Consider the following 21113-nt stretch of genomic DNA (forward strand, 5'->3'; position numbering starts at 1 on the left):
ATAGTTTAGACTGACCCTTGCTTAAACTATAATATCTTGTATTTATTTAATCTTCAGTCTCTAATTATCTAATATTTAGTCATTACTCAACATTAGCAATTAACTATACACCAAAAATCTACCCATGAGCCAAAAACCTAACTACGAAAATCTCTACAGTTTTCTTGCTGGGGAGTTTGCTGAAGCTGATTTTGAAGGTAAAAGTGATGAAGAGGTAGTTCTTGGCTGCAACAATCCAGAACTTGCCAAGTGGCATCGTACCATCATTACAGAAGGACGGGTTGCTTTGGCTTCTCCCTCCTTTCCCTGGAAAGATGTGGGTGACTATGCCAATCGCCATTTTGAAACTGAAGAAAGTGCTAGAAAATGGCTAACAGAAATGCTCGACCTGTTGGAAAGTGGTCTTGATCAAGTATCCCGAGGAGAGTAAAGTACTTTATCTGATAGCTGATAGCACCTCAAGTAGCGTGGCACAGGCTTCTAGCCTGAAGCAGAAATCCTAGGGTTGCAGGAGGAACGTACAAAGGAAGCAAAAGCACGACTAGCAGAATACAAGAAAAGAGTTAGAAAACAAAAATTATTGATTGTCGGAGTTATTCTAGCATTTGTAGCGGGTGTTGGCACTCTTATCTATGAAATTGAACAAAAGAGGCAAAATAAGTTGACTAACACGTGGGCTAAGATTAACTCTAAAGTTGCTACAATAAACTATCTTCTCTCAGAAGCAAAGGAGTCTTTACCAGAAAACCAGAAAAACCCTACTATGGCTTTACGCCTTGCCGAGGCTGCTTATAAGATTAACAAGAAAGGGCCTCAGGCTTCAGAAGTACTGAGTAGAGTCTACCATTCAGCAATTCATAACCGCTCCTTTTTTTACTCTGCCAATATGGGACATAGGAGTGCTGTGACTAGTGCAGTATTCTCGCCGGATGGTAGTAGAATTCTCACGGCTTCAGAGGATACCACCGCAAGATTGTGGAATCTCAAGGGGGAGCTAATCACTACCTTAGCCGGACATTCTGCTAGGGTTAATTCTGCTGTATTTTCCCCAGATGGCAACACAATAGTGACTACCTCACAGGATAAAACGGCTAAGTTGTGGGATAAGGAAGGCAATTTGCTCAATACCTTACGAGGGCACGATTGCGATCGCAACGGTCAGTGCAGGGTTAATTCTGCCCTCTTTTCCCCAGATGGTCAGGTATTCTAGATAAAATCCTAATGATGTCAGATACCCTGATTGATTGACTTTTTTGGCTTCGTAGATTGGCTTGAAGATAGTGAAACCCAACCCTGGCAATGGTTTTAGGTAAAATCAAGGGGTTTAGGAGTTTTGTCAGTCAATCAGGGCATCGGGGACGCGCGCGGGAAACCCGAACGCGCCCCGCGTCGGCTGTGGCCTACGGCCACGCTACGCGAACGCATTCGAGAGCGTTGCAGGTTGGGGTACTTCACAGCTGATGCTGTTATATAGCAATCCTAAATCAATTGAGAGAATGTTTGTTCCCTGTTCCCTGTTCCCTGCTCCCTGTTCCCTGCTCCCTGTTCCCTGTTCCCTGTTCCCTGTTCCCTTTATATATTTAATAAATCCCAGACAATTGTCGCAAGATTGGTAAAACTAAGGTAATGGGGGTTTGCTCTTCAATGGTGACTTGTACTGTTACAGTGGTTCCTGAAGTCACTGTCAACGACGGTCCTTGAGAAGAAGACCAAGCATAACCACTAGGAGTCGAGGAGTCAGCCTGTAACTTCCCATGGATTTCAATAACAGGTCTGACTTTAGATGCCAAATTTTCAGCTATTGTAGAGTTTCCTATCAGTTTAGTTGCTCCTTGTTGAGTAATAGGAAAAGGAGATACTTCCGAGACAGTACCAATAATACTACCAAATTTTTCTCGGCGAACTGTATCAGGTGTAACATAGATTTTCATACCAGGTTTGATCTTTTTACCCTGCCCAACAGGAAAGTAAGCAACGGTTGAGAGACTGTCTGATGAACTCTGTCTTTGAATCACTCCTAAAGAAAACCCTTTGTCAATAACAGAACCTTTACTAGCAGTTATGTTCAGAAAACAACCCGAATAAGGACTTTTGATAGCTTGATTATCATTATACTGTTTAGAAAGTTGGGCTAGATCGTACTTAACCTGTTGAATTTGATTTTCTCTTTTGCTAGAATCTTCTAAGTTTTGCTGTTCAAGTTTTTTTCTTTCTGTAGCTAAGGTTTTTAGATCTGTTTTTTGTTGAGCAACTTGATTCATATTTTTCAAGTATTTCTCTCTAGTTTCAGTTCCCTTAACTGTCAATTCTCTTAATTCAGCTTGATGCTTGCTAATGGTACTTAAGTTATCTAAATATTGTTGTTCGACTTCAGCTTCTTTAACATCTAGCTGTTTGAGTTCAGCCTCTAGTTTAGATATATTTTGCAGATTTTGTTTATAAGATTGTTCTGCTTCTAATATTTGATCTAAAGAGATTGCTCCTGCTTGAACTAGTTCACGACGTTTTTCTACCCTATCTTTTAAGCTAGAACTGAGTTCCTTAAAATCTTTCAGTTGTTTAAAGATACTAACTCTTTGTTCTTTGATGGAGTTAAGTCCTTTTTCTCTAAGTGTTGGAGTAATAGTTTGAAGATCCGTTATTTTTTGCTGAATGCTTTGTTTTTGCTGGTTTATAGCCTCTATTGCTTGATTATTGAGAACCAAATTTAAGCTTTCACTATTTTGTAGAGACTGTTCTAATGCCTCTTGTTTTTGCTGAAGGGACAACACTTCTAAATTAGTTCGCTGTACCTGAAGAGTATTCGCTAATTGACTTTGTGATTGTAGTTGTGTTAATCTTTCTTTCTGTTGCTGAAGTTTCTGCTGAATATCAGACGGTTCAATTGTTGCTAACACGAAACCTCGGTCAACGCAGTCGCCTTCCTTGATATTGATCTGTTCTAACTGACCACTAACAGGAGACTGAACTTCAACTACTTTGTGTGGATGAATTAGCACCCCTTTACTTTTAATAGTTAAGGGAAGTTTACCGACAATACTCCAAATAATGGTCAAGAACACTATTCCTGCCAAAGTAGATAAAGGAAGCCAGTCTTGACGGGAGACAACTTCCATAGCTTGGTCTAATTTTTCTGGGGAAGTTAAGTGTTCCACAGATTCTTCTCGGAATAGATTAGATTTTTTTTTGGGTTTCATAACAGTAATATAGTGTTGGTGTGCTATCTTGTATAATAGAGAAATTAACTGACAATTATAAAAATGCTTGATTACTACTTTCTTCTCCAAGTCTCATCAATGCTTAAACAGAATATTCGCTATGCTATTGGCTTAACCATTATCTGTTTGATCGTACTAATTTTGTTATGGCTGCCAGACTTTTTAAAGAAAGAAGAGTAATAGAGAATTTTAGTCTAGTTGTCGAGCAACCAGTCGTGCAAACAACCCCTCTTCTTGACTGAGCTGTGCAAATGTTCCTGTCTGGACAATTCGTCCAGCTTCCAGTACATAAATTCGGTCTGCATTACGAATTGTACTAAGACGGTGAGCAATAACAATACGTGTTGCATGGAGTTGCTCCAAGCTGTCAGTCACTATCTCTTGAGTGCGGTTATCAAGGGCACTGGTTGCTTCATCCATCAGAATGATTTTTGGTTTATTGACCAAAGCACGAGCGATTAATAAACGCTGTCTTTGTCCTCCCGATAAGTTACTTCCTCCTTCACTAATAACGGTGTGCATTCCCATGGGCATTTTCTCAATATCTACGGCTAATCCAGCCATTCGTGCTGCTTCCCAGGCTACATCATGGGATACTAACGCACCACTAGTAATATTGTGAAAAATCGACCCTTGTTGAACGTGACCATTTTGTAGAACAACACCTAATTGGCGACGCAAAGCAGTAACATCCAACCCCGCTAGGTCTTGACCATCATAATAAATCGTTCCTGTGATGGGACTAGCAAATCCTAATAACAAACGAAAAAGGGTTGATTTTCCACTTCCACTAGGGCCAACAAGTGCAATAAACTCACCGGGATTAGCATGAATACAAATATTATCGATAATTAAAGGACCATCTTCTCGATAGCGAAAGCTCAGATGATCTAAAACGATATGTCCACTTATACGACCCGGATCTTGCTGATTAATATCAGATTCTGGTTTTTCCAGGAAAATAGATTTCGCCCTTTCCCACATGGGTACAATTCCTAAAATATCTGTTAAGGTATTGCTCAAGCTTGTGACTCCCCCAATATAAGTTCCAAAGGCAACCTGAAAGGCTAAAAAAGTCCCTGCAGTCAGAGTGTTAGGGAGATTCTTTTCTTGGTTGATTTGGATAAATAATAAGGTGAAACAGAACAGGATTACTGAACTTATTAACGGTAAGGCTTCATTAAAGGTAGATAGACTATCATTAATTCGTTGAATTCCTGCAGTTAACTTAGTTTTTTGACTGTATTTTTCCGCCCAAGCCCAAAAAGCACGTTCTTCAGCAGCAGCGACCCGAAGTTTAGCCACTCCATTAATCAGTTGTACTGTTAAACCATCAATTTCTCCATCAAGAGCCTCTTGTTTTCGCTCTTTCTGAACTAAAACAACACCAGAAACAACTGTGACAATGACCGCAATTACAGATAGTCCTAAAGCAACTAGAGCAAGTTTAATACTATAAATAAACATTAATCCTAGATTCAAAAGAGCAAAAACGCCACTGAGTAATGTGCGCTGAGTTGCCCCACTTAACAGATGATGAATTTCCCGTATTGCTAGGAGACGATTCACTAGATCTCCAGACGTATATTGCTGAAAAAATGACGGACTTAACTTAAGCAGTCTGTCCCAAACCGCTAATTGTAAATTTCCATCAGCGACTGTTTCTAAACGCAAGGTCATAATTCCTTGGGAAAGTTGAAAAGCGGCTTGAGCAAACGCAGTAGCAAATAAGACTAACCCAATGTGCTTTAATAAGAGTAAATTACTTCCAGGAATTGCTTGATCCATTAACATTCCCGTGGCTTGGGGCACAACCATTCCTAAAAGAGTTGCTATTATACCTATCAGGGCAATTAATCCTAATTCTTTTTCATAGCCTGCTATACTAAATCTAAATAGTGCCCCGACCCCTTGAACAATAAGGGGCAAAGGACGGTAAAACATATAAGCTTGGGAGCTAATATGTTGAGCGACGTCCTGATTAACAGGGGTACGAGTTTTTTTGATAGGATCAAATAATAGATAGATACTGTTTTTTTGGGGATTTGGTAATAAAGCAACAGGACAGTTATCTTGATTATAGCCAAGTAAGGGGCCATGTTCTGAGAGCCACCAATCCCCCACTAATCTTACAGAACGAATACGGCATTGAGAGGCATAAGCGATAGCTTCTAAGGGATTAGCCAGCTTACTCATATCTTCTGATGTAGATGGCGGTTTAATGACAATTTGCATAGCACGGCCTACGGCACCCGCTGCAATTAATAGAGGTGTTCCTGATCCAAAAAAAACATCATAACCCGGTTTGATAATTGAGGTTAATTTTCCTAATGCTGATTGAGTAACTTGGCTATTTAGTTGTTGTCTGGCTTGAAACCGTCTAAAGTCGGATTCTTTATCTTCAATATTTTTTTGGTTTAAATAGTAATAAAAATAGTTATGTAATAGTTCTAAGCTATGGGGAATTTGTTCTGCTTGTTCTATAGTATCAGTAGTAGTTATTTTGAGTTGAGTGGCATTTTCGGATTTTAACCACATCCTATTAGCCAGAGGAAATAGAGGAGAATTGATCTCTAAGGTTAACTCTGGCTTTCCTAAATAGTCAACTTCTCCTTCTCTAATATCTACCCAAATGATTTGTTCACTAAACGATTGAATAATTTGTTTATCTTCTAGGGAAAAGTATGAAGAAAAATCAGGATTGATAATTTTGATTACATTATTTAAAGGCATCTGGTTAATACTTTTTCCTAAATGCCGGATCCAGCTTTCTAGGATTGCAATCCCTTGAGGATTTTTTTGAGAGATTTGTTTTACCAAATCTTGTATGGCTACAGATTCTAATTCTGCGCCTTCTATTGCGACGGCTAAAAGGGCTTGACCAGAAGAATCTGAACAATGACCAAATAAACCTTGTCCTTTTTCTACAGTAAATAGATAATGACGATTTCCTTCTGGTTCATTATTCTTCATTTCTGTGGCAAATACAGAGACTTGTCCAGAAACCACCATCCAAACAATCTCAGGGTTATTAAGTATTAGTGGTTGATTACCTTGGATTTTGCAGGATTGTTGACTATACATAATATACAGCGGTTTGCAATTGGGTGAGGTACAAATTATTGGGTTTTAGGGAACAGGGAACAGGGAACAGGGAACAGACAAGAGGGAACAGGGAACAGGGAACAGGGAACAGACAAGAGGGAACAGGGAACAGGGAAAAGGGAAAAAATCCGGCGTTGCTGATTATGAGTATGGTTTCGCCCCCCTAGCCCCCCAATTCTGGGGGGAACAAAACTCTCAAAGTCCCCCAGAATTGGGGGATTTAGGGGGCTTTAATAAAACCAGATGATCGCGCATTCATTCCTTAATTCAGCAACGCCTAAAATCCTGTGTACCTTATAGTTATGAAAAACGCTATAAATTTTTTAAATGTGTTTTATAGAGGATTGATAGGGTGTATTGGAAGAGAGAAGACGTTGATATGTCATTTTTTTTTTATTTCAGATTGGATTACCACTCAATGACTACTGATGAGGTGTTGATAGGTTCCTGTTTCTTGGCGTAATTGTTCATGGGTTCCCCGTTGAACAACCTTTCCCCTATCCAGGACAATAATTTCATCACAATCTCGAATGGTACTCAGGCGATGAGCAACGACAATGCAGGAACACCCACGCCGTCGTAAATTACGATCAATGATTAATTCTGTTTCTGCATCTAAAGCACTAGTTGCCTCATCTAAGACGAGAATGGTAGGATTTCTCACTAAAGCGCGAGCAATTTCAAGGCGTTGTCGTTGTCCACCACTGAGATTTGCTCCCCCTTCACTCAGTGGAGCATCATATCCTTTTGGCTGAAACAGGATTGATTCGTGAATTGCAGCATCAGTGGCAGATTTAACTAAATCTGATTCAGGAATGGTGGTATCCCAAAGGGTTAAATTCTCTCGAATTGTACCCGCAAAAAGAAAAATATCCTGTTCAACCATTGCTAAGGAATTAGCAAGAACAGCACGAGGAATTTGACTGCGAGGAATACCATCAAAAAGGATTTCCCCCTCCCAAGGGACATATAATCCACAGGCTAATTTAGCAATGGTTGATTTTCCTGAACCACTACTACCGACTAAAGCAATTCTTTGCCCTGGTTTGATAATTAAATTAAACTCTTCAACCAGGGGAGATTCTAAGCGATTATACCCAAAAGTGATGTTACGAAATTCTACATTACCCTGTAATTTAAATGAATCGGAAGTTAGAGCATCATTATTGATGGCACGAGCAAACTGATTGGGCTGACGGATGGCTTCTTCATCAATAGGATTTTGTAGTACATCATCAAGGCGATTAATATCAGCTTCTAATTCTTGTAAGGTACTCCCAAAATTAATCAGTTCATTAATGGGTTTGAGAAAGCTACTGGTTAAAAGTTGATAGGCAATTAGCATTCCAATGGTTAGTTCTCCCTTGATAACCCGTAAGCCTCCGATTAGCAAGATAGAGGCTGTAGCTAAGGCGGTTAAGAGATTGGGAAGTGCATTGAGAATTTGTGTTTGTAGCCCTAATTTTTGTTGAGCGTTTAAGGCTTTAGTATAATAACCTGCAAATCGAGTAAACAGATCTGATTCCAGTCCAGATGCTTTAATGGTTTCAATTGATTGAATGCCACCAATCGCTGTACCAGCAACTTTTCCATATTCCTGGGCTAAGCTAATATTGGCATCTGTCCGATTACGAGATAAGTATTGAAGGGCTATAAAGTTAAAGCTCGCAAATAGAATCGTTATCGTGGTTAATAGTATATCATAAGTAAACATTAATAGGGCATAAAGCCCCATCATGATCACATCAATAATAGTGGTTGCTAGACGGCCAGAAATTACGTCTGCTACGCGGTCATTGAGTTGAGCGCGATCGCTAATTTCACCCGAAAACCGTTGAGCATAAAATCCTACAGGTAAGCGTAAAATATGCCAAACAAATTGTCCTGACATACTAACCGATAGTTTGACTAAAAGTCGGCGTAACACTTTTAATTGCAGACGGGCAAGAAGTCCCTGAACAATTGCAGTAATCACCATTGCCAATAACATCGGTCTCAGCCAGTCTTGATAATCTTCTATTAAAATTTTATCCACAAAGACTTGGCTAAACATAGGGACTATCAACCGAGGAAAGGTTAGAATTAATCCTACTAATATAGAAAATATAATTGAGTTGTGAGAGGTTTGTAAACGATTCTTTAGAGAAGAAAAGATACTTGTTTTTTTTCCGGTTTTTTTAAACTCTGGGCCAGGTTCCATCACTAGAACTATTCCAGTGTAACCTTGGCTAAATTCTTCTAACGATAGTTTACGGGGACCCGTTTCTGGATCATTAAGGTAAACACAATTTTTGCCAAACCCTTCTACAACCAAAAAATGGCAAAACTCCCAAAATATGATAAAGGGCGGATTTAAAGTTTTTAAGTTTTCCAATGACTTTTTAAACCCTTTAGCAGTCAAACCATAGGTTCTCGCTGCTTTAAGTACACTAGAGGCTTTACTGCCATCCCGTGATACACCACATACTTTTCTTAATTCAGGAAGGGGAACAAAGCGGTGATAATAACCCAAAATAATGCCTAATGATGCCGCACCGCACTCTACTTCTTCCATTTGTATGAGGGTAGGGGTGCGGACACGCTTGCTTATTGTAGTATTGATACTTTGGGTTAGGGTTAACATATTTAAGTTTTACTTTAATAATTAACGATTAACAGAATGATTTTTCAAATAATCTGATTTCTCCCCTAGAGGTTAAGTAAGGTAAGATATATTTATTGAGTAAAGGTCAGTGGTTGATATAAAAAAGATTGTCCAAATTTATCAATACGAGTTAATTCATACATCATACCTTTTATTAATCAATTAATATCTGATACCCTAAATAGCAGTCCTCAAATCCAAGGTTTTATTAAAGCTTTAAAACTTCCTCGACTTTCTTCAAAAGAAGTTAAGTAAGGACTCATGTGTTTCTTTACAAAATTACTCATAGCAGTATTTGTTATTTGGACAGAGAAAACGCCGTTAGGAATATTTACTTGTGCTTGAAGTTTAATAGCATTCACAACTAAAGTCATTCCTCTAGCCCTTTTTTGTAGATCCTTTCTAACAAACATTGAGCTATAACGGATAGTATCAGGTGCAATCCTATGGGTAATAACCCATCCTACAACCTGTCCTCGATATCGTAAGCCTAAACTGTTTAGAGGTTCTAATTCTTTCTCGTATTTCCAAGGAACTAAATCAGGATCAATCCAAGGGTGTTGTTGTTGTTGCTCTTCAATTGTCCTACGTTCAGCTTGAGTTATTTCTATCCAGGGAAATATTTGATAGGAAGAAGGCATCTTTAACTTCATCCAAGGTGCCTTAGTAATTCTATCTGTTGTTGTATGACAGATCAGCCTTCGAGATTCTGGAGGAGTCCAATTACACTTACGCAAAAGGGATTCTAATTCTAAAATTCCTGATCTGCCAGTTGTATAAATTAATTCAACCTCTTGACATTCCCTCAAGGATAATACTTTTTCTATACGAGTTAATAGTGCTGTACCAATTCCTTGACCACGATAGTTTTGCTTTACAAAAAGGGAAAGCACCTCTGCTGAATCACAATCTTTTGAGATTTCTGCTAAAACCAAACCAACAGGTTTATTCAAGTCAGAAGCACCTATTGCCACAATAGATTCTTCCGACTCTATAGTTCGCAGTTTAGAACGAAATAGAGGAAAAGTCAGCGATTGATATAAAAAAGCTTGTCCGAATTTATCAATACGAGTTAATTCATACATCAAAAAAATATCGCATAATCACTTTTGCTTTTGGAATATCAAAATAGTAAGTTACTTTTAAACCTCTCGTCATCATTTCTTTCTTTTGCTACAACTCTTACCCTTATACTTAGCATTATTTTTACCTGAACCAGCTACAGCTTCTAATTCAGCATCAGATAACTCACCTTCTTGTTCAAAATAATTTAAGCCAGCTTCTACTTCTTCCGCTGTAACTTGATAGCCCTGGTCGATAGCAATTTTAACCATATCAGCTACGCTCCCGGCTGATTCAAATTGCTGTCGTAACGTTTGATTAGCTTCTACTTCTTCAAGTAAAGCTTTGGCATTTTCAGACAGCTCAACAGTGGAGGCAGCAAATTCTAACTGCTGCTCTTGCATCACAGCCAAAAGCTCTTCTTCAGTGAAACTATAGCCTTTGCTAGCTGCAATTTCTAGTACCTGCTCAGGGCCTTATGCTGATTCCAACTGCGCTTTTAAAGACTGATCTGCTTCCGCAGCTTTGATTAAAGCCAATACTGATTTTATGGACATTTTTTTACTCATTAAATAACTTTATTCAGTTGTTGATTGAACTTTTTCTGCTGTCATTTTCAAGAATGACTAGAAGTTGACTACATAAATTGTACAGGTATTAAATCTCATGAATCTTGATTTACTAAGAGTTTTAGAGACAATTTACTTGTTAAAAGTATTGTAGTCAACTACTAGCTATAGCTACTCAATAAAAACCATAGCGGTTAGGATGATTTAACTGTTTCACCAATGGTTAATAATTGTTAACCGTTCGATGAATCGTAGTTGTATTCCTTGTCTTTTTCTTACCTGCACCAGCTACAGCTTCTAACTCAGCATCAGATAACTCACCTTCTTGTTCAAAATAAGTTAAGCCAACTTCTACTTCTTCCGCTGTAACTTGATAGCCCTGGTCGATAGCAATTTTCACCATATCAGCTAAGCTCCCGGCTGATTCAAATTGCTGTCGTAACGTTTGATTAGCTTCTACTTCTTTCATTAAAGCTTTAGCATTTTCAGACAGCTCAACAGCGGGGGTAGCAAATTCTAATTGCTGCTCTTGCATCACAGCCAAAAGCTCTTCTTCAGTGAAATTATAGCCTTGGCTAGCTGCAATTTCTATTACCTGTTCGGGGCCTTCTGCTGATTCCAATTGCGCTTTTAAAGACTGATCATTTTCTGAGGCTTTAAGCAGAGCTAGTACAGATTCTATGGACATGATTTTTTCCTTGCTATTGGTTGTAAATTTATCAGTTGATGGACAACATTTACTTTTGTTAATGCCATCAATCAACCTAATCAAACTATAGCTAAATTAAAACCGGTTGTCAACACTTTAAAGCAAAAAAAATAATAATAAATATAAGTTTTGTTGACATTAAAATATTACAAAGTATTTTAAATAATTCCAAAAATACTTTGTAAATAGTACATTAACCTCTTAGGCAAGACCATAAGAGCTTATTTATAATAAAATTGTTTAGACTTAGCGTAAGCATTCAGCCGTCAGCGGTCAGCGGTCAGCAGTCAGCATTCAGCGGTCAGCGGTCAGTGGTCAGGCGTCAGCCGTCTGCTTTGTGGCACAGGCTTTGGCCTTTGGCCACGCTGTGCGAACGACGCCGGGACTTTCGTGACTATTAAACAAATGGTTACCTGTTGTGTTGATGCAGTCGCTCATGGGGGAACCCCCAAGACCGCGCTGCCTCCCCAAGACCGCGCTGCATCGCTTATTCAAAAGCTGTTAACCTAGCGTGCGCGTAGGGTATTAGCTGATAGCTGATAGCTGATAGCTGATAGCTGATAGCTTACGACTTAGCTACTGATAAGCAAAGGACAAAGAGTTAAATTCTATTTTAAATTCAGGAATTTTCTTAAGTTTGGCTGAGTCCAAAGCATACTGTTCACAAACCAAACTCATCCGAACTTGTGAGGTTTTGACCTGATTGACTGAATGAGTTAAATTTCCCTTAAAAAAAAGCAACGCATTTTCTTTCGGTTGAATTGTTGCGAGGGGAAATTTACCTCTTTTTAAAACTAATTCACCACCCTCTAAATCAGATGGAACTTTAACATACATAACACTAACATAATCAGGAATGGTACGACCCTGAACATATCCCTGAAGACTACAATCAACATGATCTTCTACCTTCCCTCCTTCTTTGATAATTAGAGGATTAAGATAAAAAACATTACAGGTCGGTTTTAACGCCGTCTTTAAATAGGGTTTTAAGAAAGGAAAGTGCTGTTTGACTTGCTCTATGCCGTTAGTTTTAAAGACAAGGGAGAAACCTTTTGTCCCACTAAAGCTTTCACTGAGTTGACTAGCTCCTAAATAAGGAGATGACAAAATTTCCTTTTCTAAAATTTGGAGATAATCCGGGTTAAACGCTTTCTCCCTGAGAGAGTAGGATTGATTGACGATTATTTTCATGTTTATTTAGAGTCTCTAACTAACGATAAACTTTAGTAGTTTTTTCGGGCTGAATTTTGTTCAGCATAAGTCCCCATTCTTTTTTCCACTTACGCTTCATATATAATTGATTTACTAATTCCAATTCTGAGGAAAGACCTGATTCATCAAACTCAAGAAAATCTGGATTAAACTCAAGGTATAGAATCAGTCTATTGACTTTTGAGAAATTCAGTGCAAAGTGTGGCTTAGAACCATCAAAAACAAAACTTTCTCCATTACCATGTTGAATAAATGTACCCTCAACATTCAACCAATGCCAACTACTAGGAACAGATAAACCTAAATGGTAAATTAAAAGACCTTCTTCTTCTTCTAGCTCAGGATGAATATGCGGTAGCATATATGCCCCTGGTTTTAGCAAAGATAATCCTACTATCTTAATGCCACGAAGACGCTTAACTAGGCACATAATTTGAGGACATGAATTATCTGGTACAAAATCAGTTATTAGTTGGTCTTTATAGCGCAAACCATAGTTAATCCACTTATCTTTAGCAGGTCCCCATGACATCATCCACCCATTGCGGTTAGTGGCGATAATTTTCTTTAATGTCTCCTCATAAGGCTCGTTAGTCCGGTCAAATGGAAAAACAAATTTATCTAACTGTACAGCTTCATCTCGGATTATTTTCCAGTAGCTAGAAAACTTTACAAGTGCTGGAAATTCTGAAATATCGAATATATATTGTGACATGCAAAACTACCCACAATTCATGATGCAGCAATATTAAACTTGAAATTGGAGCATCCCACTGCTGTAAACTATTCCCAATAGTAAGCATATTATAAGGGGTTAAGACCCCTGTGAAATAGTTAATGTATAAAATTGGGATGCTCTCCTCCAAACAGAAACAAAAACTATCTGACTGAAGCAATCTGTAAATCTTTATTTTCTTCTACTTTTTTATCCTTATTTTCCTCTAGGAACCGAACTAGAGTATTACCAATTCTCAACATTTTTGTTTGAGTCTCCCGAATAATTTCCGGATTAACTTCACTAGATTTCCATTTTTGCACTTCATACTGTCGAACTTTTTCAAAAATTTCCTCATAGGGAAATCTTAAATCCAGAGGATCTTTAACTTGTGAGCTATTTTCTTGATTTACTTCAATTGGCTTAATAATTCCGTAAGGAGTAGGTAAATACAATTTCTGGAAATTTCGATAGTAGCCGCCCATATGAGCAGAATCCCATCCTTTAATTCCTTTACTCATACCGTAAAAATTAGAAGCAGCAATGCTTGTAAAAACATGGGCTAAAGGATTATACCCAGTGTGACACTCAATATTCTTTTCCGAAAAATCAAAGTAGTATTGCTGCGTTTCATCTGGGAATACAATTTCTAGCTGATAAATTAAATTCCAATGGCAATACTCTAGAAATAAAGAGTCTTGCTTATCCTTAATAAATTTAGGAAAATTACAGCAAATTTCCGAGCGAATCGTTTGCTTCATTTCCTCTAAATCATAGTTATCAGAATTATCATCAATCAGGCAATCACCAGTATTAGTGGGCGAGAAACGTAAGTCATAGCGATCATCCTCTACCATTTGCACAAAAGAAGACTTTTGTTTCATGTAGCTAACGTCGCCATTTTTTAAAGTAACGACATCCCCTGGATTGAAAGGAAAAACATTTTCTCCAACGTCTGGACAAACAATGGCTACATCTCGACAGAATTGCTCCCTAGTAACGGGAAAAACTACTTTATTTAACCAAGATGTACCCTTAATAAACTTAAATCCATTGGCTCCCGGAGCAATAGAATGGGGTTTAATTAAACTAATCTTTTTTAGTTCTTGATCATAGGCGGCATAAGGAAATGAACAAGGCTGATTATCTTGATGTTGTGTTTCTAACATCGGTTGCCAACCTGCTAGTAAGAAATCAATCTGAGGATAGCGAGACTTAACCTTACGAATTGTTTCAAGGCTGACATCCGAATCAACTTGATTCCAGAAAACCCCTGAAGGGTCAGTGAATAACATCCCATATTCAGGAACACGATTTTCTGAACGAGTTGCAATTAAACGAGTTGACCCAATTTTGACCTCACTCCAATCTTTCAATTTATAGATTTGTGAATATCCTAAATCTCGTAAACACGTTTCCATCAACTTATCTTGAGGAATCAAGACATCAACATTTTTCGGTAGAGAAGCTAGGGATTGAATATCAAAATGATCTAAATGACGATGAGAGATAATCAAGATATCAAACCCTGGAATCTGGTCATGGTAGACTTTTCGTTTAGGACAAATATCTTCTATTCCTTCACAGTGAGAATCCCACAAAACCGGATCCATCAAGATTTGACAATTTTCAGTCTCAACAAAGATAGAAGCGTGACCAATCATCTGAATCTGCATAATTCACCTCAAAATTTATACTAATTTATGATTTTATGAGCCAGTTTTTCTAAAACTTCAGTAAGCGGATGTTCAGGAAAAGCCAGAGAAAAAATCTTTCGACTTCCTAGCATCTTCATATCTTCTGACCAGGGAATAACTGCAGCCAACGAAAATCCATATTCGTCCTTAAATTTATGGCTAAAACGATCAATCCATAACGATTCAATCATCATATTCATTACCAGCAAGGTTTTCTGTATTTTTAACTTGTTTGCCAAGTCCAACATAATCCCAGTTGCTTGAAAATCTTGCTGATCCGGTTTCATAATTAAAACCAGAGTATCAGACAAGGTTAAAGAGACTAATACCTCTTCATTCAGACCTGGATGAGTATCAACAAACAGAAAATCTAGATTGAGTTCATTAATTAAAGCTCTAAACCCTTTTTCCAGTAAGCGAACATCATAGCCTTCTCGCAACATTCGGCTAATATCTTCTTGTTTCATACTGGCTGGAACCAAAGACAGAAAACAGTTCTCTGTTGACTTTTTTTTCTTGGCAATCACATCATAGTCGGTTTCAGTCATCTGACAGCGGTCTTGAAGACCTAACACGGACGTTACATCATAATCAGCTTCAGTAATTTGACAATTATTCCATAGGTAATCGTTTAAAGAATAACCTAAGTGATCTTTAGTCAACCCAAATAACACATAAATACCTGGGTTATGGAGGTCTGCATCCACAATTCCAACTCGATGACCCTGACTAGCAACAATTGTCGCTAAACTGGCAGTTATGTTGGTTTTTCCTGCTCCCCCTCGATAAGAGTGAATGGCAATAATAGACATCTAATTTTCTCCAAATATACAACTATGATGTAGCTAAAATTTCCAACCAAATTGTTCTTAACAACAATCTTGGCTAACTATCCTGTGATTATATTGAAATCATGCTGATTATTATTCAAGGTTTTGAGTTGCTTCAACATCCAATTAAATCGAGAGCCAGCTAAGGTTAAATTATCTAAGCGGTTATCACTCATTTCATCATCATAGGGAACAGAAGATGCTAAAGTCTTTTCACTACTGTAAATTCTCCTTTTATAACCTAGTAATTCTACAGTAGTTTTAAATCTCTCTATCGCTAATAAGGAAACGGCTCGATAAAACCTTGCTGAGAAACCAATATCGTCCTGTAATTTAGTAGCCAGTAAATTTCTAGCAATTGCTAGTACTCTTGAATCCTCAAGACAGCGAACATTAACTGAACTGAGCTGGGAAACCCCAAAAGGCATTTCACCAAGAATTTCCCCTCGCTGAAGGGCGATAATCTCTTGCTCAGAGGTAACACTATAACTAGTATCTAGGGCTGCAAAAGCCGTTTCCAAAGGACTTCTGGCAGTTTCTGCTAAGGTAACACTTGCGAAACCATCAAGCAGAATATACATCTTTTCAGCCGGTCTTCCTTCTTGGAATAGCAGAGTCTCTGCTTTTATTGTCTGATAATTTCCATTTTTAATCATCCAATCAATATCACTATCATTTAGCTCCCCAAATGCTAAAAGCACTTCTTTGCTTGCATTTGTTCGTCTTCTCAATCGTTTTGAGCGAAGTTTGTCCGTCAGCTTTACCAGTCGTTCAGAAAGTGAAATGGCAATGGCTTTATAAAACCGTGCCGAAAAAGCTAAATCTTTCTCTAGTTTTTCCTGTAATTCTTTTTGGGGAATAGCCAGTAACCGAGAAGAACTCTGAGCGATCACCTTACTTGAAGGTAACTCACTCTGAAACAGTAAATCTTCTCCTATCAGCTCTCCTGTAGTTACGCTGATCAGTTCCTGTTCTAAAACCTTACTATCTTCCAAGAGTGCAAATGCCCGATGGAGCCGATTATCCGTAGGCTGTGGCAAAGATATTTTTAGGTTCCCCTCAATAATCAGATAAAGAGTCTTAATAGACTTATCACCTTGCCTCAATACTTGACCAGTATTGACTTGTTCTATTTCACTAACACTAACTAGCCAGTCGATATCACTATTGTCTAGACCACTTAATAAGGTTTGATTCATTGATTTACCTCGATATTAAAATTTTTATAGACAACCCCTCCTATTCTTGACTAATCGGAATTCGTCGGTTCGCCCAGTCTAATTCAAAACCATCAATGACAGCCATCCGATTCCCATAGGTTTTATCAGGAATTGTTGAGTAAGGATATTCTGACAGGGGTAAACGAACATCGGGGGTTCGTCGAAATTGACGGCGACAAGTTAGAATATTTTCCCAAAGTTGTTGTAGATTATTGGCTCCTGGATAGTAGCATCCCATGCCAATCACTGCAATTTTTAAGGTCTTGTCATTCATGGCAAAAATTAAACTATACACATATATTTATATTTCTTGAGTATTGCCCATCTTTTTAGGAGCAGTCACATCCTTTTGATCTGATTGACTTAACTGACAAAATAACGATCATTAGCTTCAGGGGCGACATGAGGCTTCAAAGGCTTACTCTATAAGCTTTTGAGGACGCTGAACAGCTTAGTACTTCTAAATCATTAAGTTCAAGCAAACCTATTGAATTTTTGTTCCAATTCAAATATTACTCCCATTAATTAGTTTTGTGCGCCATAAGGTAGTCGTTGCCCAGGTAACCATAAAGACTGTCGTTGCCAGAGCCACCATTGAGGTAGTCATGACCAGAGCCACCACTGAGGTAGTCATTACCGCCCTTACCGTAGAGACTGTCGTTCCCATCATCACCACCCATATATGGTGTCGTTTTTCGGGCCACCAATCAGGGTATTGTTGCCACCATTACCGGACATTTTCCAAGACTTCCATTTCTTGAATATCCACCAACCTTCTTTGTGTGCTTCGAACTTGTTGTTGAAGTCGTTACCAGTGTAAGTTCCCATGTCCTGTGCTCTTTATCAATTGCAATTGTTTGAAAATTTGTGGATTGTTCTATTCGGAAAGATTCACCCTATTTGTCTGAGTGTTATCAAGAGGTGCGACCCGAAGGTGCGACCCAAGGCCGGGAAACCCGGCCTTGGAGGCGCGCACCTTGAGCGAATTTAATTCGACGACTGTAAGCGCACCTAAAAAGTTTTTCAAGAAATACTCATTATTAATAGGAGCGGTTTGGAAATTAAGAGCATCACGCTTTTTTAACTGCCCTCACTATGTTAATCACTCCGAAAATCCAATTTTTATACAGTTTTATATAAAGTTTTGTAACTTTTAAAATAAAGTTTTGTAACGAATATCAGAAAAAGATGCAGCGCGGTCATGAGGGTTTACCGCAAGACCGCGCTGCATCAAGACAAGCAGACAGGGGTTAGGGTGACCGGGTGGGGCGGGGCGCGGGGAAAATAAAAGCCACTTTGGAGTTACCCCAACCTGATTCAACCGTCCTATCAACCTGGCATAGCTCCTCCATTGTTTCAATCACCCGTTCGCCTACACCCCACACCCAGTAAGCCTAACAATGCTGCTTGTCACCCGGTTAGTTAATCAGGGTAAGCTCATCTAATTTGGTATAAATGGTACTTGACAAATGAAGGTCAAGCCTAAAGTGTGGAAAGAACAGCGGTGTTAAGGTAGAACTCTACTATGTCTCAAGGTTTTGGAATTAACTCCCTCGAAGGTCAAAAAAGTACTCGAAGGGTGAAAAAGCCCAAGGAAGCAGCGGAAATTGGCAGTCTTCGAGAAAGTCTAGTGGAGCATTTCACAGCAATAGAAGATCAAAGAGTATAGCGTTGTAAAAAACATCAACTGACTAACATCATTGTCCTAGCCATCCTGGCTGTAATTGCAGGAGCACAAGGATGGGAAGACATAGAGAATTATGGTATCGCTGGCTTTCAGAGTTTCTGGAGTTACCAAATGGTATAACGATGATACTTTTTGTCGAGTCTTTGAGTTCATCGACCCAGAACAATTAAATCAATGCTTCCTCAGATGGGTAGAAACCTTGGTCACGAAGATGGGAGGAGAGGTGATCCCGATAGATGGTAAAACACTCAGAGGTTCCTACGATAGAAATAAAGGACAATCAGCACTGCACCTCGTTAGCGCCCGAGTGAGCAACGTTTGGTACTCGGGCAGATAAAAGTAGAAAACAAATCCAATCAAATTACTGCCATTCCTGCATTGTTAGAGCTCTTAGACATATCAGGCTCGATCATCACCATTGATGCAATCGGAACACAAACCGAAATCCCTCAGAAGATTATCGACTTGAACAAAAATGCGTCGCATTTTTGTTCAAGTCTTTAGTTGTTTTCACAGGCGACAGATTAGATTCTTCTCATCCCTTGTGTCAAGGCTGATTGAGATGCTCTTACCCTGGATCTTGGTAGAATGGGCATCTTGGTGGAACGGGCATCTTGGTGGAATGGGCATCTTGCCCGTTTCAATTGTCGGGCGGGCAGGATGCCCACTCTACTCCTATTAGACCTCTCGCAAAAATAAATATGAAATCAAAATCTATCCCTTTTGCCTTTTGCCTCTTGCCTAAAGCCCTTGCCTGTAGCGCTATATCAAAAACCATAACTCCACCTTGCCCGATACCCTCGCCCATCAATATGGGTGAAAGAACTGGCACTGGCTAGACCACCTCGGGAACCCCACCAGGAATCCAGACGTTTATTCACCGACATTGGCGATATCCCCTCAACCACAAAATCCACAGCATCCCCAGAAAGATGACGAGAGCGTGTAGCACCACCAACTTGGCGATTGGTTACTGGGTCGCGATACCAAGAGTTAACCAGGATGGGGCGATTGCCAAAGTATTCCCTAACTTCTTGCATGACCTCAGCAATTCTGATAATGTCCTCCACTATACTTTTGTCCGTAGGAATGCGGGTACCATTTTTAGTTGCCTCTGCCCAACTAAAGTTACCACCAGTGATAATTGCCTCCGATAGGTAAAAGGTTTTGTCATATCCAGGCAATTGAATTGGACCAGTCTTGTCAGACTTAATCTTAATTAACTCTGATTGTTGTTCATCCTTAGGTACGTTATCGGGTTCAGTCCCTTCAATGTCAACATGGTCACAGAAGACGTACCAGGTTTTTCTTGGTGGTGTTCCTAACGCAACATTGGCCAGGACTATCTGAATATGCTTATTCTCCGCGAGCTGATCCGATGTAATCTCAAACTCCGTGTCTGCCTTTACGAAAACTTTTTGTGAGTCCTTGAGCTGATAGGACTGCTGGGTACTTGTTTTAAACAAAGTATCCCTCAGTACTCTTAGCCTAACCCCTGTCTGTGGCAAAGTGCCTCGACTTTCTGGTTTCCTAGATTCTTGCTGAAGTACAACATTAGTCGGTAACTGAGTGCCATTGGGGAGTTGTACAACAGCAGACTTCCCCACAGACACTAATTTGCGATCAGCATCATCCTGCCAGCGACGAGCAAATTCAGTTAGCACTGATGGCGACTGCTGTTGTTGCAGCCAAGCTAGTGCTGCATCTTGATGAGGCAGTTTCTCATAACCTTTGAGCATATCCAGGAACTGAATTGATCCCGTGTTGCTTGGCTGTTGCCAATTAACAGAAGGTTGTGAACTGGCAAACTGTAACGGTTGATCGAGCATTCCTTGGTAATACAGATACCAAACAATGGCTGCTGCTCCTATCTTGTGCCCTTGACCATAAAAATCTACACTGTTACCTACCAGCGATTGATTCCAATGCTGTGAGCTACTAAAGTGATTGGTGCCATTCCAGAGGTACTCGGAATTATTCCCCCCCTTAGCATCACGGAAACCATTCCACAGCTCAAACCCCCATAGCATTGCGCCAATTGAGTGGTCTTTGGCAGTGTGGAATTGTTTCCAGCGCAGTGCATCAATGGCACTCTCAACAAAGGTGTATTGTTGTCCGTTAGCTGGTGGAGCAATGGGTCGTCCTTGTGGGTAGCGAATTGTTCTATTAGTTAAAGAATCGCCATTGTGCAGGTGAGCGTCTCGAAAGTCTAGCTCTCGATAGTGCAAAATTCCGACAAACCACCAAGGCACCCCCGTTTGCCGTTCCACTAATCCGTAATCTCCTCGCCGTTGGAGGATTTCTTGAGCAATGCGGCCAGTTGGTTCTAGGCAGCTTCCCCTGAGCTGACAAGTAGCAAAAAGTTGTTGATATTGAGGTTTGAGAGTACGAAGCCGGAAATCCCTAGACATTGTTATTTTGACTTTAGGACTAAATACAACT

19 protein-coding genes and 1 pseudogene are annotated in these 21113 nt (G+C 39.4%); 5 read left to right on the forward strand and 15 right to left on the reverse strand.

Features of this window, described 5'->3' with window-relative positions; genetic code table 11:
* Positions 1-124 precede the first annotated feature (124 nt).
* Together F6K46_RS04440 and F6K46_RS04445 are read left to right on the forward strand one after the other, a co-directional pair.
* On the forward strand, positions 125-430 hold the full coding sequence (locus tag F6K46_RS04440; RefSeq protein WP_075904929.1) for a hypothetical protein: 306 nt from the start codon (positions 125-127) through the stop codon (positions 428-430).
* A 75-nt stretch (positions 431-505) separates the two neighbouring features.
* Positions 506-1210 carry a WD40 repeat domain-containing protein gene (locus tag F6K46_RS04445; protein ID WP_075904932.1) on the forward strand — a complete coding sequence of 235 codons (705 nt, stop codon included), beginning with the start codon at positions 506-508 and terminating at the stop codon, positions 1208-1210.
* Between the two features lie 370 nt (positions 1211-1580).
* On the opposite strand, the gene F6K46_RS04450 is transcribed toward F6K46_RS04445, so the two are convergent.
* Entirely contained in the window at positions 1581-3287 is a 1707-nt protein-coding gene (locus tag F6K46_RS04450; RefSeq protein ID WP_293057250.1) for an NHLP bacteriocin system secretion protein, read from the reverse strand.
* 120 nt (positions 3288-3407) lie between these two features.
* Positions 3408-6302, reverse strand: a complete 2895-nt coding sequence (locus tag F6K46_RS04455; protein ID WP_293057253.1) for an NHLP bacteriocin export ABC transporter permease/ATPase subunit — start codon at positions 6300-6302, stop codon at positions 3408-3410.
* 23 nt (positions 6303-6325) lie between these two features.
* Here F6K46_RS04455 and F6K46_RS04460 point away from each other — a divergent pair, with 23 nt between their 5' ends.
* A complete protein-coding gene (locus F6K46_RS04460) occupies positions 6326-6490 on the forward strand; it encodes a hypothetical protein (RefSeq protein WP_293057256.1) in 165 nt (54 codons plus the stop codon).
* A 248-nt stretch (positions 6491-6738) separates the two neighbouring features.
* Here the strand turns inward: F6K46_RS04460 and F6K46_RS04465 are convergent, their stop codons facing one another.
* The 4 genes from F6K46_RS04465 to F6K46_RS04480 form a co-directional block, all read right to left on the reverse strand.
* On the reverse strand, positions 6739-8946 hold the full coding sequence (locus F6K46_RS04465) for an NHLP family bacteriocin export ABC transporter peptidase/permease/ATPase subunit (protein WP_293057259.1): 2208 nt from the start codon (positions 8944-8946) through the stop codon (positions 6739-6741).
* 212 nt (positions 8947-9158) lie between these two features.
* On the reverse strand, positions 9159-10052 hold the full coding sequence (locus tag F6K46_RS04470; RefSeq protein WP_293057262.1) for a GNAT family N-acetyltransferase: 894 nt from the start codon (positions 10050-10052) through the stop codon (positions 9159-9161).
* 72 nt (positions 10053-10124) lie between these two features.
* Complete coding sequence (locus tag F6K46_RS04475) at positions 10125-10433, reverse strand: Nif11-like leader peptide family RiPP precursor (protein WP_293057315.1); 309 nt, start codon at positions 10431-10433, stop codon at positions 10125-10127.
* A gap of 388 nt (positions 10434-10821) precedes the next feature.
* Positions 10822-11361 (reverse strand): Nif11-like leader peptide family RiPP precursor, encoded by a 540-nt coding sequence (locus F6K46_RS04480; protein WP_293057265.1) that lies wholly within the window; start codon positions 11359-11361, stop codon positions 10822-10824.
* Between the two features lie 182 nt (positions 11362-11543).
* Here F6K46_RS04480 and F6K46_RS04485 point away from each other — a divergent pair, with 182 nt between their 5' ends.
* Positions 11544-11708: a hypothetical protein gene (locus F6K46_RS04485; RefSeq protein WP_293057268.1), complete on the forward strand. Its 165-nt coding sequence runs from the start codon at positions 11544-11546 to the stop codon at positions 11706-11708.
* A gap of 175 nt (positions 11709-11883) precedes the next feature.
* Here the strand turns inward: F6K46_RS04485 and F6K46_RS04490 are convergent, their stop codons facing one another.
* The 8 genes from F6K46_RS04490 to F6K46_RS40020 all read right to left on the reverse strand — a co-directional run bounded on the left by F6K46_RS04490 (position 11884) and on the right by F6K46_RS40020 (position 17812).
* Positions 11884-12501, reverse strand: coding sequence for a 2OG-Fe(II) oxygenase (locus F6K46_RS04490; RefSeq protein WP_293057271.1), 618 nt, complete (start codon positions 12499-12501; stop codon positions 11884-11886).
* Between the two features lie 19 nt (positions 12502-12520).
* A complete protein-coding gene (locus tag F6K46_RS04495) occupies positions 12521-13237 on the reverse strand; it encodes an aspartyl/asparaginyl beta-hydroxylase domain-containing protein (protein WP_293057274.1) in 717 nt (238 codons plus the stop codon).
* A 164-nt stretch (positions 13238-13401) separates the two neighbouring features.
* Positions 13402-14913: an MBL fold metallo-hydrolase gene (locus F6K46_RS04500; protein WP_293057277.1), complete on the reverse strand. Its 1512-nt coding sequence runs from the start codon at positions 14911-14913 to the stop codon at positions 13402-13404.
* 20 nt (positions 14914-14933) lie between these two features.
* Entirely contained in the window at positions 14934-15746 is an 813-nt protein-coding gene (locus tag F6K46_RS04505) for a MinD/ParA family protein (protein ID WP_293057280.1), read from the reverse strand.
* Positions 15747-15823: 77 nt separating this feature from the next.
* The gene (locus F6K46_RS04510) at positions 15824-16963 is read right to left on the reverse strand and encodes a cyclic nucleotide-binding domain-containing protein (protein WP_293057283.1); all 1140 of its coding nucleotides are present in this window, start codon (positions 16961-16963) and stop codon (positions 15824-15826) included.
* 40 nt (positions 16964-17003) lie between these two features.
* On the reverse strand, positions 17004-17279 hold the full coding sequence (locus F6K46_RS04515; protein WP_198954242.1) for a beta-ketoacyl synthase N-terminal-like domain-containing protein: 276 nt from the start codon (positions 17277-17279) through the stop codon (positions 17004-17006).
* 226 nt (positions 17280-17505) lie between these two features.
* Entirely contained in the window at positions 17506-17688 is a 183-nt protein-coding gene (locus F6K46_RS04520; RefSeq protein ID WP_229415509.1) for a calcium-binding protein, read from the reverse strand.
* A complete protein-coding gene (locus tag F6K46_RS40020; protein WP_158069851.1) occupies positions 17654-17812 on the reverse strand; it encodes a hypothetical protein in 159 nt (52 codons plus the stop codon). Before F6K46_RS40020 ends, F6K46_RS04520 begins: the two co-directional genes overlap by 35 nt.
* Positions 17813-18509: 697 nt before the next feature.
* Between F6K46_RS40020 and F6K46_RS04530 the strand changes: the two are divergent.
* Positions 18510-19130: pseudogene (locus F6K46_RS04530) on the forward strand (ISAs1 family transposase); the annotation flags it as partial.
* A gap of 308 nt (positions 19131-19438) precedes the next feature.
* Here the strand turns inward: F6K46_RS04530 and F6K46_RS04535 are convergent.
* The gene (locus F6K46_RS04535; RefSeq protein WP_293057290.1) at positions 19439-21082 is read right to left on the reverse strand and encodes a D-Ala-D-Ala carboxypeptidase family metallohydrolase; all 1644 of its coding nucleotides are present in this window, start codon (positions 21080-21082) and stop codon (positions 19439-19441) included.
* Positions 21083-21113: the final 31 nt, after the last annotated feature.

This window comes from Moorena sp. SIO3E8 (assembly GCF_010692445.1).
GTDB lineage: Bacteria > Cyanobacteriota > Cyanobacteriia > Cyanobacteriales > Coleofasciculaceae > Moorena > Moorena bouillonii.

What these genes read in the sequence shown, in the direction of transcription:
- F6K46_RS04440 (WP_075904929.1), top strand. Translation starts at nt 125, where the DNA reads ATGAGCCAAAAACCTAACTACGAAAATCTCTACAGTTTTCTTGCTGGG.
- F6K46_RS04455 (WP_293057253.1), bottom strand. Translation starts at nt 6,302, where the DNA reads ATGTATAGTCAACAATCCTGCAAAATCCAAGGTAATCAACCACTAATA.
- F6K46_RS04465 (WP_293057259.1), bottom strand. Translation starts at nt 8,946, where the DNA reads ATGTTAACCCTAACCCAAAGTATCAATACTACAATAAGCAAGCGTGTC.
- F6K46_RS04470 (WP_293057262.1), bottom strand. Translation starts at nt 10,052, where the DNA reads ATGTATGAATTAACTCGTATTGATAAATTCGGACAAGCTTTTTTATAT.
- F6K46_RS04475 (WP_293057315.1), bottom strand. Translation starts at nt 10,433, where the DNA reads ATGCAAGAGCAGCAGTTAGAATTTGCTGCCTCCACTGTTGAGCTGTCT.
- F6K46_RS04490 (WP_293057271.1), bottom strand. Translation starts at nt 12,501, where the DNA reads ATGAAAATAATCGTCAATCAATCCTACTCTCTCAGGGAGAAAGCGTTT.
- F6K46_RS04495 (WP_293057274.1), bottom strand. Translation starts at nt 13,237, where the DNA reads ATGTCACAATATATATTCGATATTTCAGAATTTCCAGCACTTGTAAAG.
- F6K46_RS04500 (WP_293057277.1), bottom strand. Translation starts at nt 14,913, where the DNA reads ATGCAGATTCAGATGATTGGTCACGCTTCTATCTTTGTTGAGACTGAA.
- F6K46_RS04505 (WP_293057280.1), bottom strand. Translation starts at nt 15,746, where the DNA reads ATGTCTATTATTGCCATTCACTCTTATCGAGGGGGAGCAGGAAAAACC.
- F6K46_RS04510 (WP_293057283.1), bottom strand. Translation starts at nt 16,963, where the DNA reads ATGAATCAAACCTTATTAAGTGGTCTAGACAATAGTGATATCGACTGG.
- F6K46_RS40020 (WP_158069851.1), bottom strand. Translation starts at nt 17,812, where the DNA reads ATGGGAACTTACACTGGTAACGACTTCAACAACAAGTTCGAAGCACAC.
- F6K46_RS04535 (WP_293057290.1), bottom strand. Translation starts at nt 21,082, where the DNA reads ATGTCTAGGGATTTCCGGCTTCGTACTCTCAAACCTCAATATCAACAA.